Origin of the sequence: Amycolatopsis sp. NPDC049868 (genome assembly GCF_044461365.1) — a bacterium.
GTDB lineage: Bacteria > Actinomycetota > Actinomycetes > Mycobacteriales > Pseudonocardiaceae > Amycolatopsis.
Map to the genome: position 1 here is coordinate 83460 of NZ_JBITKV010000009.1, position 16705 is coordinate 100164.

16 protein-coding genes are annotated in these 16705 nt (G+C 68.6%); 10 read left to right on the forward strand and 6 right to left on the reverse strand.

What is annotated here, in order from left to right; translation table 11 throughout:
* The first annotated feature begins 18 nt into the window (after positions 1-18).
* Positions 19-1014: a TerC/Alx family metal homeostasis membrane protein gene (locus tag ACIBTM_RS31320; protein WP_395880755.1), complete on the forward strand. Its 996-nt coding sequence runs from the start codon at positions 19-21 to the stop codon at positions 1012-1014.
* On the opposite strand, the gene ACIBTM_RS31325 is transcribed toward ACIBTM_RS31320, so the two are convergent.
* Positions 1011-1574 carry a TetR/AcrR family transcriptional regulator gene (locus tag ACIBTM_RS31325; protein ID WP_395880756.1) on the reverse strand — a complete coding sequence of 188 codons (564 nt, stop codon included), beginning with the start codon at positions 1572-1574 and terminating at the stop codon, positions 1011-1013. The genes ACIBTM_RS31320 and ACIBTM_RS31325 overlap by 4 nt on opposite strands.
* 82 nt (positions 1575-1656) lie before the next feature.
* On the opposite strand from ACIBTM_RS31325, the gene ACIBTM_RS31330 reads away from it, so the two are divergent.
* Complete coding sequence (locus ACIBTM_RS31330) at positions 1657-2715, forward strand: FAD-dependent oxidoreductase (RefSeq protein ID WP_395880757.1); 1059 nt, start codon at positions 1657-1659, stop codon at positions 2713-2715.
* A gap of 142 nt (positions 2716-2857) precedes the next feature.
* Complete coding sequence (locus ACIBTM_RS31335; RefSeq protein WP_395880990.1) at positions 2858-4018, forward strand: DUF222 domain-containing protein; 1161 nt, start codon at positions 2858-2860, stop codon at positions 4016-4018.
* A 959-nt stretch (positions 4019-4977) separates the two neighbouring features.
* Here the strand turns inward: ACIBTM_RS31335 and ACIBTM_RS31340 are convergent.
* From ACIBTM_RS31340 to ACIBTM_RS31355, 4 genes are all read right to left on the reverse strand, one after another.
* Positions 4978-5487 carry a GNAT family N-acetyltransferase gene (locus ACIBTM_RS31340; RefSeq protein WP_395880758.1) on the reverse strand — a complete coding sequence of 170 codons (510 nt, stop codon included), beginning with the start codon at positions 5485-5487 and terminating at the stop codon, positions 4978-4980.
* Between the two features lie 70 nt (positions 5488-5557).
* Positions 5558-6907 (reverse strand): MFS transporter, encoded by a 1350-nt coding sequence (locus ACIBTM_RS31345; protein WP_395880759.1) that lies wholly within the window; start codon positions 6905-6907, stop codon positions 5558-5560.
* A gap of 64 nt (positions 6908-6971) precedes the next feature.
* Entirely contained in the window at positions 6972-7754 is a 783-nt protein-coding gene (locus tag ACIBTM_RS31350) for an alpha/beta fold hydrolase (RefSeq protein ID WP_395880760.1), read from the reverse strand.
* Positions 7751-8698, reverse strand: a complete 948-nt coding sequence (locus tag ACIBTM_RS31355) for a LysR substrate-binding domain-containing protein (protein WP_360122997.1) — start codon at positions 8696-8698, stop codon at positions 7751-7753. The genes ACIBTM_RS31350 and ACIBTM_RS31355 overlap by 4 nt, the downstream gene beginning before the upstream one ends.
* A gap of 86 nt (positions 8699-8784) precedes the next feature.
* On the opposite strand from ACIBTM_RS31355, the gene ACIBTM_RS31360 reads away from it, so the two are divergent.
* Genes ACIBTM_RS31360 through ACIBTM_RS31375 form a run of 4 tightly spaced genes read left to right on the forward strand, consistent with a single transcriptional unit; the run spans position 8785 to position 12708 of the window.
* Complete coding sequence (locus ACIBTM_RS31360) at positions 8785-9933, forward strand: acyl-CoA dehydrogenase family protein (RefSeq protein ID WP_395880761.1); 1149 nt, start codon at positions 8785-8787, stop codon at positions 9931-9933.
* Between the two features lie 17 nt (positions 9934-9950).
* Positions 9951-11105 (forward strand): CaiB/BaiF CoA transferase family protein, encoded by a 1155-nt coding sequence (locus ACIBTM_RS31365; RefSeq protein WP_395880762.1) that lies wholly within the window; start codon positions 9951-9953, stop codon positions 11103-11105.
* Complete coding sequence (locus ACIBTM_RS31370) at positions 11102-11890, forward strand: mesaconyl-C4 CoA hydratase (protein ID WP_395880763.1); 789 nt, start codon at positions 11102-11104, stop codon at positions 11888-11890. Before ACIBTM_RS31365 ends, ACIBTM_RS31370 begins: the two co-directional genes overlap by 4 nt.
* Positions 11887-12708 (forward strand): HpcH/HpaI aldolase/citrate lyase family protein, encoded by an 822-nt coding sequence (locus ACIBTM_RS31375; RefSeq protein WP_395880764.1) that lies wholly within the window; start codon positions 11887-11889, stop codon positions 12706-12708. Before ACIBTM_RS31370 ends, ACIBTM_RS31375 begins: the two co-directional genes overlap by 4 nt.
* Before the next feature lie 10 nt (positions 12709-12718).
* Here the strand turns inward: ACIBTM_RS31375 and ACIBTM_RS31380 are convergent, their stop codons facing one another.
* Entirely contained in the window at positions 12719-13351 is a 633-nt protein-coding gene (locus ACIBTM_RS31380; RefSeq protein WP_395880765.1) for a TetR/AcrR family transcriptional regulator, read from the reverse strand.
* A gap of 48 nt (positions 13352-13399) precedes the next feature.
* Between ACIBTM_RS31380 and ACIBTM_RS31385 the strand changes: the two genes are divergently transcribed.
* The 3 genes from ACIBTM_RS31385 to ACIBTM_RS31395 are packed head-to-tail and all read left to right on the forward strand — an operon-like array spanning position 13400 to position 16670.
* Positions 13400-14347 carry a patatin-like phospholipase family protein gene (locus ACIBTM_RS31385; RefSeq protein WP_395880766.1) on the forward strand — a complete coding sequence of 316 codons (948 nt, stop codon included), beginning with the start codon at positions 13400-13402 and terminating at the stop codon, positions 14345-14347.
* Positions 14344-15192 (forward strand): SDR family oxidoreductase, encoded by an 849-nt coding sequence (locus ACIBTM_RS31390; RefSeq protein WP_395880767.1) that lies wholly within the window; start codon positions 14344-14346, stop codon positions 15190-15192. Before ACIBTM_RS31385 ends, ACIBTM_RS31390 begins: the two co-directional genes overlap by 4 nt.
* Complete coding sequence (locus ACIBTM_RS31395) at positions 15189-16670, forward strand: flavin-containing monooxygenase (protein ID WP_395880768.1); 1482 nt, start codon at positions 15189-15191, stop codon at positions 16668-16670. Before ACIBTM_RS31390 ends, ACIBTM_RS31395 begins: the two co-directional genes overlap by 4 nt.
* The last annotated feature ends 35 nt before the right edge of the window (positions 16671-16705 follow it).

Below are 16705 nucleotides of genomic sequence, written 5' to 3' on the forward strand. Positions count from 1 at the left end.
CGGAAAGACAGGGTCCGGATGCTCCAGATCGATGCCCTCACCTGGATCGTCACGATCGGACTGGTGCTCGGGCTACTGGCACTCGACCTCGTCCTCGCGGCCGTGCGTCCGCACAAGGTCGGCTTCGGCGAGGCGGTGGCCTGGTCGATCGGCTACATCCTGGTCGCGGTGGCGTTCGGTGTCTGGCTGACGCTGGCGCACGGCGGCGACTTCGGGCAGCAGTATTTCGCGGGTTACATCGTCGAGAAGAGCCTGTCGGTCGACAACCTCTTCGTCTTCGTGATCATCATGAGTACCTTCGCGGTACCCGAGGAACACCAGCACAAGGTGCTCACGTTCGGCATCGTCGTCGCGCTGATCATGCGCGCGATCTTCATCGCGCTCGGTGCGACGCTGCTTTCCTTGTTCTCCTTTATGTTCCTGCTGTTCGGGCTGCTGCTGATCTACACCGGCATCCAGCTGTTCCGGCATCGCGACGAGGATCCGGACGTCGAGAACAACGTGGTGGTGCGGACCGCGCGCCGTCTGCTGCCGCTGTCGACCGAGTACGACGGCGGCAAGCTGGTCACTCGTGTGGCGGGAAAGCGCGTCGGCACGCCGCTGGTGGTGGTGCTGCTCGCGATCGGCGGGATCGATCTGCTGTTCGCGCTGGACTCGATCCCCGCGGTCTTCGGCGTCACCGACGAGCCGTATCTGGTCTTCGCGGCCAACGCGTTCGCCCTGCTGGGCCTGCGGGCGCTGTACTTCCTCGTGAAGGGCCTGCTCGATCGCCTGGTGTACCTGTCCGCCGGGCTCGCGGTGATCCTCGGCTTCATCGGGATCAAGCTGATCCTGCACTGGGCCCACGTGGACATCGACGAGAGCGTTCCGGAGATCTCGACGCCGGTCAGCCTGTCGGTGATCATCGGCATCCTCGTGGTGGTGACGGTGGCGAGCCTGCTCAAGACCCGCAAGGATCCGACCGCCAAGGCGCATCCTGGCTCGCTGCGCGGCTCCCGTCCGGAAGAGGACTAGCGCCAGCCGCGTTCGAGGAGATCGAAGATCCTCTCGACGTCCTCCCGTGGATCCGGGCGGCCACGGGTGAGGGCCGGAATGTCCAGCACGAAGCGGGCGAGCGCGCGGCAAGCGATGTCTTCGGAGCCCACGCCGGTCTCTTCGGCGATGGCGGCGCCGAGGGCCGCGGCGTGCCGGGTCCACATGCGCTCGCCGTACTCCTGAAGCGCGGGGGTGCCGCTCACGAGCGCGGTGAACTCGGCGTACTGGGGGTGTGTCGTGAGCGGAAGCCAGGTGGCGAGCACGTATTCGCGCAACGCCTCGACGATGCCCTGGTCCTTTTCGCGCTCCCGGACGGCGGCGATCAGGCGTGCCTCGCGGTCCTGCGACTCGTCGAAGACCAGCGCTTCCTTGCCGGGGAAGTGCTTGAACAACGTCGTCGTCGAGACGTCGGCCGCCTCGGCGATGTCGCGGATGCTGACCTGGTCGTAGCCTCGCTCCAGGAACAGGTTCAGCGCGGCGTCCGCGAGTGCCTGGCGGGTGGCCGCCTTCTTGCGTTCACGCCGTCCCGGTGTCTCCATGGGCGCACTCTACCCCATGAGTTGTCACAGTCACTAAGTTGACTCGTTGCACTTTTTAACTCGTTCTGCTTTTCTGATGTTCATGACGATCAGCATCATCGGAGCGGGTCCCGGCGGCCTGACCTGTGCCCGGATCCTGCAGCAACACGGCGTCCCGGTGACGGTCTACGACCGCGACCCCCATCCCGGTGCTCGCAATCAGGGCGGCACCCTCGACCTCCACGCGGACGACGGACAGGTGGCCCTGCGCGAAGCCGGCCTCCTCGACGAGTTCTTCGCGCTCGCCCGTCCGGAAGGGCAGGAGATGCGCAAACTGGATCCCGCCGGACGGCTTCTGGAGCACCATGTCCCGGCCGAGGGGGAGCTGTTCAAACCGGAGATCGACCGCGGTCAGCTGCGTGGCCTGCTTCTCGACTCGCTGAAGCCGGACACCGTCCACTGGGGACGGACCCTGGATCGGGTCGAGGCTCCCGGGCGTCTTCGGTTCACGGATGGTGGGACCGTCGAGACGGATCTGGTCATCGGCGCCGACGGCGCGTGGTCGAGGGTCCGCCCGGCGCTGTCGGCGGCCGTGCCCGAATACACCGGAATCACCTTCCTGGAGGCATGGTTCGACGATGTCCGGAACGCGCACCCCGAACTCGCCGAACTCGTCGGCCAGGGCAGCGCGATGGCGGCCGACGGCGAGCGGTGCCTGTTCGCCCAGCGCAACAGCGGGGATCACATCCGGGTCTACATCATCCAGCGGATGCCCGCGGACTGGGTCGACGGCGGTGGCACTTCGGAGATCCGTGCCCGGCTGCTCGACGCGTTCTCCGGCTGGTCGCCGTCGCTGTTGCGGATGATCACCGACAACGACGGGCCGTACGTCGATCGGCCGTTGTTCGTCCTGCCCGTCCCGCACGCCTGGGAGCACAGGCCGTGGGGGACCCTCCTCGGCGACGCCGCCCACCTGATGCCACCGCTGGGTGTCGGTGTCAATCTGGCCATGCTCGACGCTTGCGAACTCGCCCTCGCGCTGGCCGGTTCGGCCACTGTCGGCGAGGCTGTCCGAGTCTACGAGGCGACGATGCTGCCGCGGTCCGCGGACTGTGCGCGACGGCTGGAGAACGGTGCCCAGGGGTTGCTTGAGGTCGATTAGCGTCACTTTTGTTGCCACGTAACGGTTTCCGGAAATTGTCGGTGGTCGGTTGTAGGTTCTGGGTGTGGACACTCTTAACGCCACTGTGGCGCTGTTGAAGGAAATCACCGAGTCGGATGCGTTTGGGGAGGTTAATGCTTCGTTGGATTCGTTGGGGGACAAGGACGCTATCGCTGCTGCGGTGGCGGCGTCGGAGGGGATCGCGCGGTTGGAGGCGGTCCGGTTTCGTGCGTTGAGGCAGCTGGGTCGTCATCGTGACGATGCCGCCAGTGTGGTGCAGGAGGTCGCGTTCGAACTGTCTGTTGTGGATGGTCACGCGGCTGGGTTGGTGTCGACGGCTCAGGCGTTGGTGTCTCGCCTGCCCCGCACGCTGGGGCTGCTGGATCAAGGCAAGGTGGGTGGCTTTGGGGCGATGAAGGTCGCCGCGGCCACCGCGTGGCTCTCCGACGAGGACGCCCGCGCGGTGGATGCGGTGTTGGAGGATCGGTTGCCGGATCGGAACTCGGATCAGATCCGGAAGGCGGCGAATCATGCGGCGATGATGGCCGATCGTGAGGGTGCGGCTCGGCGGACTGAACGCACTCGCGCCGGACGTCGGCTGTCGATCCGGCAGGGAGAGACCGGGGTGGCCTCGATCGAGGTCGAGGATGGCCCGGTGGAGAAGGTCGCCGCCGCCTACACGCGCATCGACCGTGAGGCACGGGCTCTGCGGGCTGGTGGGGAGACCCGCACGCTGGATCAGTTGCGGGCGGATGTCGCGCTTGATCTTCTGCTGGGTGGTCAGGGTGGGAAGAGTGAACGGTCGGAGGTGTTTCTCTATATGGACCTCCACACTTATCTCGGGTTGAACGATGATCCGGCGGAGTTGGCTGGGCACGGGCATATTCCGGCGTCGCTGGCCCGGCACATCGCTGGTGGTTCGAATACGGTGTTGCGGCGGATCATCACCGACCCACTCTCCGGGCAAGTCCTCGATCTAGGCCGGGACCGGTACCGGCCGACGGCGGGGTTGGACGAGTTCGTGCGGGTGCGGGATCGTGAGTGCCGAAGACCGGGGTGTCACCGGGTGGCGCAGGCGTGCGATCTCGATCATTCGGTGCCGTGGCAGCACGGTGGCCATACCGCGGATACCGAGCTGGTCGATCTGTGCCGCCGGGACCATCGGTTGAAGGACGAGCCCGGCTGGAACTACCGGTTGGCGTCGGATGGGACCCTCACCATCACCACGCCCACCGGGCGGAGTTACGACAGTTCGCCTCCTCCGCTGCACGAACCCCGCGCGGAGGAACCACCACCGTTCTGAGTTGTTGCCGGAAAACGACCACGGCTCAGCTCTGAGAAGATCGTCACGTGGTCTTCTGTGCGACAGGGCCTCCGTCTGGGGCGGAGGGGGTCTCCATGCTGGCTCGGGCAAGGGTGATCGCCGCCGCTTGCCCCTTGTCCCGCCGGCCCCCGTTGTCGAACTACCCCACAATGGAATCCCGAACGGGCAGCGCCCCGGTCTCCAGTCCGCCGCTGCGTGAATCCCGTGCCGTGGAACCGCCGCCGTTTTGAGTGGTTGCCGGAAACGGCCACGGCTCAGCTCTGAGATGGTCGTCACGTGGTCTTCTGTGCGACAGGGCCTCCGCCCCGGGGCGGACGGGGTCTCCAAGCTGGCCCGGGCAACGGTGATCGCCGCCGCCTGTCCCTTGTCCCGCCGCCCCCTCGTGGCCGGAATTCGACGGCGGTCGTGATCACACAGCACCAGCGCGCGCGACACAGGTCTTACCCCACAACAGAATCCCGAACAGGCAGCGCCCCGGCCTCCAATCCGCCGCTGCACGAACCCCGTGCCGAGGAACCACCACCGTTCTGAGTTGTTGCCGGAATACGGCCACGGCTCAGCTCTGAGATGGTCGTCACGTGGTCTTCTGTGCGACAGGGCCTCCGCCCGGGGCGGACGGGGTCTCCAAAGCTGGCCCGGGCAACGGTGATCACCGCCGCCTGCCCTTGCCGAAATGTGGCAACGGCTCTAAACGTCCTGCATAACTCTTCCCTCGTAGCCGAAATTCGACGGCGATCGTGATCACACACCACAGCCCGCGCGACACAGGCCCTACCCCACAACAGAATCCCGAACAGGCAGCGCCCTGGACTCCAATCCGCTGCTGCATGAACCCCGTGCCGAGGAACCACCACCGTTCTGACCCCGTCGCCGAAATCCGGCGACAGCTCAACGGGTTCGCGACGGTGAATATCGCTGCCATGGCACCATTTCGCGGCTCATGGCGTTCCGGGACGATGCTCTGAGCGGAGCAGACCGTAGACGAGCACATCGACATACTCGCCGTGGTAGAAGGACCTGCCGCGCATGACCCCTTCCCGGCGGAACCCCAGGCGTTCGAGGGCTTTCTGCTCGCCGAGGTTACCGCCATTGGTGAGGGCTTCGATTCTGTTCGCGGTCGTGCGGCCGAACAGGTAGTCCACGAGCAGTCTCTGCGCCACCGTGCCCACTCCCTGTCCACGATGCTCGGGTAGCACCCCCACGCCGATCTCGTAGGTGACACCCGAGGGGAAGCCGCGGGGCTTCCAGGAGGCGATGCCGATAACCGTGTCGTCGGCCCGCGCGATCGCAACCGCCGCGGACTCGGCGGAGATGTACCCGTCGGTCTCCCATCGCTTGCGGCGTGCCCTCGGATCACCGAATCCGGGCCACTCGAACTCGCCGAGCGCATCGGGATCCGTGCAGAGGCGGTCGAGAAAGGCAAGGTCGGCCTCGGTGAACGCCCTCAAGTGGACTTTGTCCGGGCGGTTCGCTGGAGTCATGAAGGCCAGTATCGCACCCGGAACATCACCCGTCAGGCTACCTCACAACAGAATCCCGAACAGGCAGCGCCCCGGCCTCCAAAGAAGACCCCCGAGAAGGCTCCCGCACCACCAAAGTCGCGACGAAAGTCAGCGCGATACACCCGGTGACCCACCAGAAGAACACGCTCTCGTGCCCAGCCTGCTTCAAAGCCAGCGCGATGGGTTCCGAAAGCCCGCCGAACACCGCGGTCGCCAGGGCGTGCGGCAGGCCGACGCCGAGCGCTCGGACGTTGGTGGGGAACATTTCCGCCTTGATGATGGCCGACAAAGCGGTGTAGCCGCTGAGGAAGACCATGGCGGTGATCATGAGCAGGAAGGCGATCCACGGATTCCCCGTCCGCCCCACGAGCGTCATGATCGGCACGGTCAGCAGCATGCCGCCGACGGAGAAGCCGAACATGACCGGGCGGCGGCCCCAGCGGTCGGAAAGGGCGCCGGCGACGGGCTGCATGAAGATGAACAGGAACAGGGCGGCGAAACCGATCAGCGAAGCGGTCGGCTTCGGGATACCGGCGGTGTTCACCATGTACTTCTGCAGGTAGCTGGTGAAGGTGTAGAACGCCACCGTGCCGCCGATGGCGAGACCGAGGACGGCCAGGACCTGGCGGCGGTGCTCGCGCAGCAGAATCCTCAAGCCGCCGCGCGGAGGCGAACCGGCGGCCGAAGAGCGCCGGAAGTGTTCCGATTCCACCATGCTCCGGCGGAGGTACATCACCACGAGTCCGGCGATCGCGCCGAGCACGAACGGGATCCGCCAGCCCCACGCGTACATCTGAGCCTCGGTGAGCAGCGACTGCATCACGATCATCACCAGCAGGGCCGAGAGCTGCCCGACGGTGATCGAAACGTACTGGAAGCTCGAGTAGAACCCGCGTCGCCGCGGAGTGGCGATCTCGGACAGGTAGGTCGCGCTCGAACCGAACTCGCCGCCCACCGAAAGGCCTTGCGCGAGCCTGGCGACCACCAGGATCACGGGCGCGAGGATGCCGATCGTCGAATAGCCGGGCGTGAGCGCGATGGCCAGTGAGCCGAAGCTCATCAGCGTCACGGACAGGGTCAGCGCGGCCCGGCGGCCGAACCTGTCCGCGTAGAGGCCGAGGAGCCAGCCGCCGAGCGGGCGCATCAGGAACCCGACGGCGAAGACGACGGCCGTCGAGAGCAACTGCGCCGTCAGGTTTCCCTCGGGGAAGAAGCTGGCCGCGAAGTAGATGCTGAACGAGGCGTAGACGAACCAGTCGTACCACTCGACCAGGTTTCCAAGGCAGCCGCGGACCACGTTCGCGACGACGCCGGGTGTCTTGTGCGGCAAGGGAAGCTCCTTTGCTCCGGGAATGCCGCCCATCATGAGCTGTGATCCCTGCGGTTGAGAAATAGAAATCCTCGATGGGCACATACCCGGTCGGCATGGTCTACCCGAGGAAGTCGCTCACCAGATCGCTCGACTCGGGGCGGCACTCGTCGAAGTAGGCGTGCCGCGCCCCGGCGAAGAGATGCATCCGCGCGTCGGGAATCCGGTCCGTCAGCAACGGCGCGTTGGCCACCGGCGCGAGCAGATCGTCGTCGCCGTGCAGGACGAGGGTGGGCGCGGTGATCTCCGGGAGCACGTCCCAGGCGTCGTGGGTATTGCTCGCGACGAGATGCCCGCGCACCGCGTGCGGTGGCATGCCATGCGCGCCCAGCACCCGGTACGGACCGGGGTTGGCCGCTCGCCAGGCCGGCGTGTACATCAAGTCTTCCAGCGTCTCGCGCGCTTCCACCGAGGATCGCCGCGCCAGGGCCAGCCGCACGTCGTTCGAGCGCTCGACACCGTGCGTGCCGCCCGGCGTGGTGCAGCCGAGGACCAGCCGCCGCACCCGATCGGGATACCTCGCGGCGACCCACTGTGCGACGCGCCCACCCATGGAAGTGCCGTAGACATCGGCTTCGCCGACTCCGAGTCCGTCGAGCACGGCGATCACGTCGTCCGCGAAACCCGTTGTGGAGTATGCGGAATCGGGTGCGTCACTGGCGCCGGTGCCGCGATAGTCCATGGTGATCGTGCTCGGGAAGTCCTCGCGCGTGCGGTCCCACCACGTGTGGTCGTTCGCCTGCCCGGCCAGCAGTACGAGCGGCCTGCCCGTGCCGTGCCACTGGTAGGCCAGCCGGGTGCCGTCGGCGGCGACGGCGTGGCCGGTGCGGGGGATCGTGCTCATTCTTCTCCTGTTCGGTCTTCCCAGAGCCGCGCCGAGGGCCATTCGCCCTCGCGCACGGTCCGGTGGATCTGCCGGACCAATGCCCGGGCGACGGCGTCGACGGCGGGCGTGACGCGCCCGGTCCTGGGCGTGCCGAGGACGACGGTCCGCCAGACCTCCGGCTCGCATACCGGAGCCGCGCTCAGGGTGCCGTCCGCGACGTCCGCCGCGATACCGATGCCGGGGAGGATCGTCCAGCCGTGCCCGCCGAGTACGAGGCGTTTCTGCAGGGTCATGGCGTTGGTCTGCACGGTGACCTCCGCCTCGGCGCCCGCCTCACGGGCCGCGCCGTCGATGAGGGTGCGCAGTGCGTGCCCCTCGGACGGCATGACCAGCGGATGCGCGGCGACCTCGGCGAACGGGACGGGCCGCGCGGGATCGAGTCCGGCCGACGGGGGAGCGACCGCCCAGAGCCGTTCGCGGACCAGCGGACGGACGTTGAGCGACGGCGTGCTGGTCAGGTTGTAGAGCAGGCTCAGGTCGACATCGCCGTCGTCGATCCACCGCTGGAGATGTCCGGAGTACGCGGTGAGCAACCGCAGTTCGATCCCCGGATGCTCGCGCAGCACGGCCGTCGTCAACGGCGCGGCGAGCCGTTCGGCGGCGCTCTCCAGCAGGCCGACCGTGACGATCCCGGTGACCACTCCGGGCTTCGGGGCCAATTCGGCACGGGCCCGGTCGAGTTCCGTGAGTGCCCGGCGCGCCCGTTCGACGAGCGTCGCGCCCGCCTCGGTCGGGCGCATCCCGTGGCGGGTCCGCTCGAACAACGGCACCCCGAGTTCCTGCTCCAGGGTGCGGATCTGGCGGGTGACCGCGGGCTGGACCAGGTGCAGCAGCTCGGCCGCACGGGTCACGCTGCCGACCTCGGCGACCGTCACCAACGCCTTGAGCTGCTTGAAGTCCACCGTCGTCCCTTCGCATCGCGGACCGGTATGCGGCTATCATGATTCGGTATTTCACATACCGTCTCATCATCGCCCATGATAACCACATGACCGAGGAAGAGACCGAGATCGTCGCGCTCGTGGCCGAGTTCGTGGATCGCGAGGTCCGGCCCGTCGCGCGGGAGCTCGACCACACGAACACCTATCCCGGCGAACTCATCGACCAGATGAAGACGATGGGCGTCTTCGGGCTGGCCGTACCCGGGCCGTGGGGCGAGACCCACGTTTCCGCCCAGTGCTACGCGTCGGTGACGGAGGAGCTCGCGCGCGGCTGGATGAGCCTCGCCGGCGCGATGGGCGGCCACACCGTTGTCGCGAAACTCCTTGTCACGTATGGCACACAGGAGCAGAAGGACACCTACCTGCCGAAGATGGCGACGGGGGAGATCCGGGCGACGATGGCGCTCACCGAACCCGGCGGCGGCTCGGACCTGCAGGCGCTCCGCACCACCGCACGCCGCGAGGGCGACGAGTACGTGATCAACGGCAGCAAGACGTGGATCACCAACGCGCGCCGGTCCCAGCTGGTCGCGCTGCTGTGCAAGACCGACCCCGCCGCCGAACCCGCCCACAAGGGGATCTCCGTCCTGCTGGTGGAGAAAGGGCCTGGTTTCGAGGTCTCGCGGGATCTGCCCAAGCTCGGCTACAAGGGCGTCGAGAGCTGCGAACTTTCCTTCGCCGATTTCCGCGCACCGGCGACGGCGCTGCTCGGTGGCGTGGAGGGGCGCGGCTTCGCTCAGATGATGCGGGGCCTGGAGATCGGCCGGATCCAGGTCGCCGCCAGGGCACTCGGCGTCGGCCGGGCCGCGCTGGAGGATTCCCTGCGCTACGCCCAGGAGCGCGAGAGCTTCGGCAAACCGATCTGGCAGCACCAGTCGGTCGGCGATCATCTCGCGGACATGGCGACGAAACTCGAGGCCGCGCGCCAGTTGGTGCACCACGCGGCGCGCCGCTACGACTCGGGCGAACGCGCGGATCTGGAGGCCGGGATGGCGAAACTGTTCGCCTCCGAGGCCGCGATGGAGATCGCGCTCGACGCGGTCCGCATCCACGGCGGCTACGGCTACTCGACGGAGTACGACGTCGAGCGGTATTTCCGCGACGCGCCACTGATGATCGTCGGCGAGGGCACCAACGAGATCCAGCGGGGCGTGATCGCGCGCCAGCTGATCGAACGGCACCGCATCCCGTCCTGAACCCTGAGGAAGGCTTCATGCGCCAACCACTTGAGGGAATCACCGTCGTCGCGCTGGAACAGGCCGTCGCCGCGCCCTTCGCCTCACGTCAGCTCGCCGACCTCGGCGCGCGCGTGATCAAGATCGAACGCCGCGGCGTCGGCGACTTCGCCCGCGACTACGACCGGACCGTGCACGGACAGTCGAGCTACTTCGTCTGGCTCAACCGGGGCAAGGAAAGCGTCGAGCTCGACATCAAGGACCGGGCGGACCGGGCGCTGCTCGGCGCGATGATCGGCCGGGCGGACGTCTTCCTGCAGAACCTCGCCCCCGGAGCGGTGGAACGGCTCGGTCTCGACGCCGGGACGTTGCGCGCGGAACGTCCGGAGCTGATCCACTGTTCGATCTCGGGCTACGGTCCGGAAGGTCCATATCGGACGAAGAAGGCCTACGATCTGCTGGTGCAGTGCGAAACCGGGCTCGTGATGTCCACCGGAACGCCGGAGACCCCGGCCAAGGCGGGAATCTCGATCGCCGACATCGCCACCGGGATGTACGCCTACAGCGGCATCCTCACCGCGCTGTACGACCGCGAGCGCACCGGCGAGGGGGCGGGCCTGCATGTCGCGATGATCGACTCGCTCGGTGAATGGATGAGTCAGCCCGCCTATTTCTCCCGCTACGGCCAGGAACCGCCGAGGCGCACGGCGGCGGCGCATCCGTCGATCTCACCGTACGGGCCGTACCGCACCGGTGACGACAAGGTCTTCCTGAGTGTCCAAAGTGAACGGGAGTGGGTCGTGCTCTGCCGGGATGTCCTTGCCCGCCCCGAACTCACTGAAGACCCGCGCTTCCGGACCAACGACGACCGCGTCCGCGACGACGGCGAGCTCACCGCGATCCTGGAAGAGACCTTCACCGGCCTGACCGCGGACGAGGTCGGAGATCTGCTGGAGCGGGCCGGGATAGCCAATGCCCGGTTGCGGACGCCGGAGCAGTTCACCCGGCATCCGCAGCTGGTCGCGCGAAACCGTTGGCGCGCGGTGGAAACTCCGGCGGGCCCGCTGGAGGCGCTGCTCCCGCCGGTCGAGGTCGACGGCCGCGAACCGGTCATGGGACCGGTGCCCGCGCTGGGCGCGCACAACGAGTCGATCCGGGCCGAGTTCGGTGCCCGGCAGGAGGTGCGAACGTGAAGGAAATCCTGCAGCCCGGCCCCGCGGAGGCGCTGGCCTCGCTGCTCGACGTAGACCTGCCGGATCTGGACCGCGACGGACTGCCCCTGCTGTGGCACTGGTTCTACCTGCTGGATCGGCCGGCGCAGGCCGATCTGGGCCCGGACGGCCATCCGATCCGTGGCGCGATCCCCGCGCCGCCGGAGCCGGGACGCCGCCGGATGTGGGCGGGCGGGCGAGTGCGGACGCTCGGACCGTTGCGGTGCGGGCTGCCGGCCGAACGGCGGACGGAAGTGCTTTCCACCCGGGAAAAGCAGGGCCGCACCGGACGGCTGACGTTCGTCGTGACCGGCCACAAGATCGTCCAGGGCGGCGAGATCGTGGTCGAAGAGGAGCAGGACATCGTCTACCGCGACGCCGCCTCCGGCCAGGCCGAGGCGGCCACCGAGGAGCCGGAGGTGCCGGTGGCCGAGGACGAATGGGCGATCGACGTCTCACCGACGCTGCTGTTCCGCTTCTCCGCGCTGACCTACAACGCTCACCGCATCCATTACGACCGCGACTACGCCCGCGACGTCGAGGGCTATCCGGGGCTGCTCACCCACGGCCCGTTGCAGGCGCTCGCGATGGCCGAAGCCGCCCGGCGGCGGGGGTGCGGCGGGAGACTGGCCTTCGACTACCGCCTCGTCTCGCCCCTGTTCGATCATCAGGGCATGATCGTCCGGGCCGACGAGAGCGGCACCGCCGTGCGTGATCGGCACGGACGGCGGACGGCGACCGGGACCGTGCGGAGCCTCGACCGATGAACGAGATCCTGACCAGCGCGAAGACCTTCCTGTTCGTCCCCGGTCATCGGCCGGACCGGTTCGCCAAGGCCGCGGCCAGTGGCGCCGACGTCGTCATCCTCGATCTGGAGGACGCCGTCGCGCCCGAGCGGAAGGAGGCCGCCCGGGAGCACGTCCGGGCGTGGCTGGGAGAAGGCCATCCGGCGGTCGTCCGGCTCAACGCCGCCGGAACCGCTTGGTACCACGAGGATGTCGCGAGTATCGGCCGCGCGCTCGCGGTGATGCTGCCCAAGGCCGAGGATCCCGCCGAGATCGATGCCCTCGCCGGACGGCTCCCCGGGATCCCGATCGTGCCGCTGGTGGAAACGGCGGCCGGGATCGCGAACGCGGTGGCGGTCTGCCGTGCGGACGCGGTGGTGCGGCCCGCTTTCGGCAGCGTCGATCTGGCCGCGCAGCTCGGTGTCGATCACCGGTCGCACGAGGCGTTGCGGTACGCGCGGTCCGCGCTCGTCGTCGCCGCGGCGGCCGCGGGCCGGGCGGCCCCGATCGACGGCGTCACCACGGCGCTCGACGACGAAGCCGCGCTCACCGCCGACCTCGAACACGCCAGAACCCTTGGCTTCACCGGAAAACTCTGCGTGCACCCGCGCCAGGTCGCGGTCGCCGATCGTGGGCTGGCCCCATCGGAGAGCGAAATCGAGTGGGCGAGGGGAGTGGCGGCGCTCGTGGGAGACGGCTCGGTGGCGGTGGCGGGCGGCCAGATGATCGACAAGCCGGTCGAAGCCCGGGCCAGGGCGATCCTCGATCGCGCGGGTGAGCCATTCCGGCCGGCCGGCTGACGGACCCCGCCTACTGGCGCGTCGCGATCCCGTCGTACATGACCCGGCGGACCGCCCGGCTCATCGCGGCCTGCCGTTCCGGTGCGGGATCGCGCAGTTCGGACAGCACCGACGCGAGGATCATCCCGTTGATCGCGCGGGCGGTGGAGTCCACGTCCAGGTCTTCGTGCAGATACCCGAGGCGGACGCCGTGGTGCAGATAGCCGGCGGTCAGCTCGGCGGCGGTCTCGTAGAAGTCCAGCACCCGTTCCCGCATCTCGGCGTCGATGCCCGCCGCTTCGAGCAGGAGGAACCGGGCCATCCGCGGGTCGCTGCCGAAGATCCGGGCGAGCGCGTCGCCGATCCGCGCGCTCTGCTTGCGGTACTCGGCCAGGCTGTTGACCGCGTCCGGCGCGTTGTCCGCGGCCAGCGCGCCGACCACCTTCTCGACCAGGTCCGTGATGACGTGGTCGACGATGTCCCGTTTGTTCTGGAAGTACCGGTAGAAGGTGCCGTGCCCGATGCCCAGCCGGGCGGCGATGTCGGCGATCCCGGTCGCGTGGTAGCCCCGCTCGGCGAAGCAGTCGAACGCGGTCTCCACGATCTCGCGCCGTAGTTCCTGCTTCTTCCGTGCGGCCCTGCTGACCGGGATCTCCGTCGTCATCCCACCAGCTTATTGCCTGACGCGTTCAAATGACATACCGTTCCGGAAATGACACGTCATTCCGCGAGGGCGCTGGTGCTCGGCTGCGGCGGGACCTTGGGGTTCGCCTGGACGGCCGCGGTTCTCGACGCGCTGCACACCAAGGCCGGCTGGGACCCGCGGGAGGCGGATGTCCTGGTCGGCACGTCGGCGGGGGCCGAGGCGGTGGCCATGCTCGGGGCGGGCATCCCGGCGAAGGCGATCCTCGACGCGGTGGCGAGCGCGCCTGGCGGTGACGCCGTCGTCGCCGCGCACGTCCGGCGGATTCCGGACAGGTTTCCGCCGGTGCCGTATCCGCGCTGGCCGGCGGCCGGATTGGTCCGGGCGGCGCTGCGCCGTGACGTCGACACGCTCGCCGGTCTCGCGGGCCTCCTGCCCCGGGGCAGGGGTGACGCGGGCTGGCTTCGCGAGCTCGGGGACGCACTGGCGCCCGGCGGCTGGGTTCCGCATCCCGCGACCTGGCTGATGGCCGCGGACCCGATGGGGAAGCGGGTCGCGCTCGGCTCCCCGGACGCGCCGCCCGCCCGCCTCGGCGAGGCGATCGCCGCGTCGTGGGCGATCCCCGGCTGGTTCCCACCGTCCGTTGTGGACGGACGGCCCCTGCTCGACGGCGGCACGGTCTCCCCGACGTCGGCCGATCTCCTGCTCGGTCACGACGTCGGCGAGGTCGTGCTGATCGCGCCGATGAGCAGCGAAGGCGGCGCTCCGGCGCGTGGTGCGGCCCGGCTGGAACGGCCGTTGCGGACGGCGATGACCAGGCGGGTCGACGACGAGGCGCGGCGGTTGCGCGCGGCCGGTGTCCGGGTGGTGCGGATCGAGCCCGGCCCTGCCGATCTCGCCGCCATGGGCGCGAACTTCATGGACGGACGGCGGCGGGAGCACGTGCTCGCCACGGCGTCGAGGACGGCGCCCGGCCTGGTCGCCGCGGCCTTCGAACGAGAAGGAGTACGCGCATGACCAAGTACCCGGACCTCGATCTCGCTCACGCGCACGTGGCGATCACCGGCGCGGGCCAGGGCATCGGCCGTGCGACCGCGGAACGCATGGCCGCTCTCGGCGCGCGTGTCTCCATCGGCGACCTCGACCTCGAAGCCGCGAAACGGACCGCCGCCGAAATCGGCGGCACCGCACATCACCTGGACGTCGCCGATCCGGCGTCGTTCGCCGCGTTCCTCGGCGAGGCCGAACAGGCGAACGGGCCGCTCGCGGTGCTCGTCAACAACGCCGGGATCATGCCGAACGGTGGCTTCCTCGACCTCTCCGACGCGCTGAACCGGGCGACCATGGAGGTCAACGTCTTCGGCGTCGTCCACGGCATGCGGCTGGCCCTGCCCGGCATGCTGGAACGCGGGCGCGGGCATATCGTCAACGTCGCGTCGCTGGCCGGGAAGTTCCCGGTGAAAGGCCTGGCGATCTACAACGCCAGCAAGTTCGCCGTCGTCGGGCTGACCGCGGCGACCCGGCTGGAGTACGCGCCGCACGGAGTGAGCGTCTCCGCCGTGCTGCCGTCGGCGGTCGACACCGCGCTCGCTTCCGGGCTCGACATGCGGCCGATCCCGAAGGTGAAACCGGGCCGGATCGCCGACGCGGTCGTGGATTCCGTCCGGACCCGCGCCGCGGAGATCGCCGTACCCGGCTATGTCGGCGCGCTCGCGACCCTCGCGGCCGTGACCCCCGAACCGGCGCTCAACGCGTTCCGCCGGCTGGTGCGGGACGACCGGGCCCTGCGCCCCGATTCACCCGAGCGGGACGGCTACCGCGCCCGCCTCGACCAGGACACCCACCGGGAGGAAAACGCATGACCACGCAGTACGACGCCGTCGTCGTGGGCGCCGGTTTCGGCGGGATGGGCGCGGCGATCCAGCTCAACCGGCTCGGCTACGACAACCTGCTCATCCTCGAACGCGAATCCGACCTCGGCGGCACCTGGCATGTGAACCGCTATCCCGGGCTGGCCGTCGACATCCCGTCGGCCACCTACTCGTACTCGTTCGAGCCGAATCCGCACTGGTCGCGGCTCTTCGCGCCGGGCGCGGAACTGAAGCGGTACGCGGAGCACGTCGCGGACAAGTACCGGCTGCGGCGCTACATGCGTTTCGGCTCGGTGGTCACCGGCGCGGTCTGGGACGAGGCGGACGCGCATTGGAAGGTCTCGCTCGCCGACGGCGACCCCGTCACCGCCAAGTATCTCCTCACCGCCACGGGATTCCTTTCCCAGCCGAAGAAACCCGACATCGCCGGGATCGGCACCTTCGGCGGCAAGGTCATCCACACCACCGCCTGGGACGACGACTACGACCTCGCGGGCAAGCGGGTCGCGGTGATCGGCACCGGCGCGACCGCGGTCCAGCTGATCCCCGAGATCGCCAAGGTCGCGCGGGAACTCACCGTGTACCAGCGGACCCCGATCTGGGTGAGCCCCAAACTGGACTTCCCCGTGCCCAAGGCCGTCCGGCGGGCGTTCGCCGCGCTCCCGTTCACCCAGCGGGCCGCCCGGCTGACCGGGACCGCGCTGCTGGAACTGATGATGGTGTCCGGTGTCCTGCACTACAAGCAGCTGCCGATGGCGAACCGGCTCGGCAAGCTGTGGTGCCAGGCGCATCTGCGCCGTCAGGTGCGGGATCCGGGGCTGCGCGCGGAACTGACGCCGCGCTATTCGTTCGGCTGCAAGCGTCCGACGTTCTCCAACGAGTACTACCCGGCCTTCACCAAGGACCACGTGCACCTGGAGACGACGTCCATCGCGAAGATCGACGAGACCGGGATCGAGACCGCGGACGGGCGGCGGCGGGAGATCGACGTCCTGGTGCTGGCGACCGGATTCGACCTGTGGGAGGCGAACTTCCCGGCGATCGAGATCATCGGGCGCGGCGGCCGGGATCTCGGGAAGTGGTGGCGGGAGAACCGTTTCCAGGCCTACGAGGGCGTCGCCATCCCGAAGTTCCCCAACTTCATCTCGCTCAACAGCCCGTATTCCTACTCGGGATTGTCCTACTTCACCACCATCGAGACGCAGATGCGGCATATGGACCGGCTCTTCGGCGCGATGCGGCGGCGTGGTGCGACGGAGTTCGAGGTCACCCAGGAGGCCAACGACGCGTTCCTCGACCGGATGACCGAACGCCTCGGCGACTCGATCTTCACGCTCGGGAACTGTGCCCCGGCGAACAGCTACTACTTCAACCCGCACGGGGAGGCGACCCTGCTGCGGCCGTCCTCCACGCTGAACGCCATCAAGGAGGCGCGGAGCTTCCCCATCGAGGACTACACGTTCGCGTAGGGTGCCGGGACCCCGCGTGGTCCCGGCACCCTTGG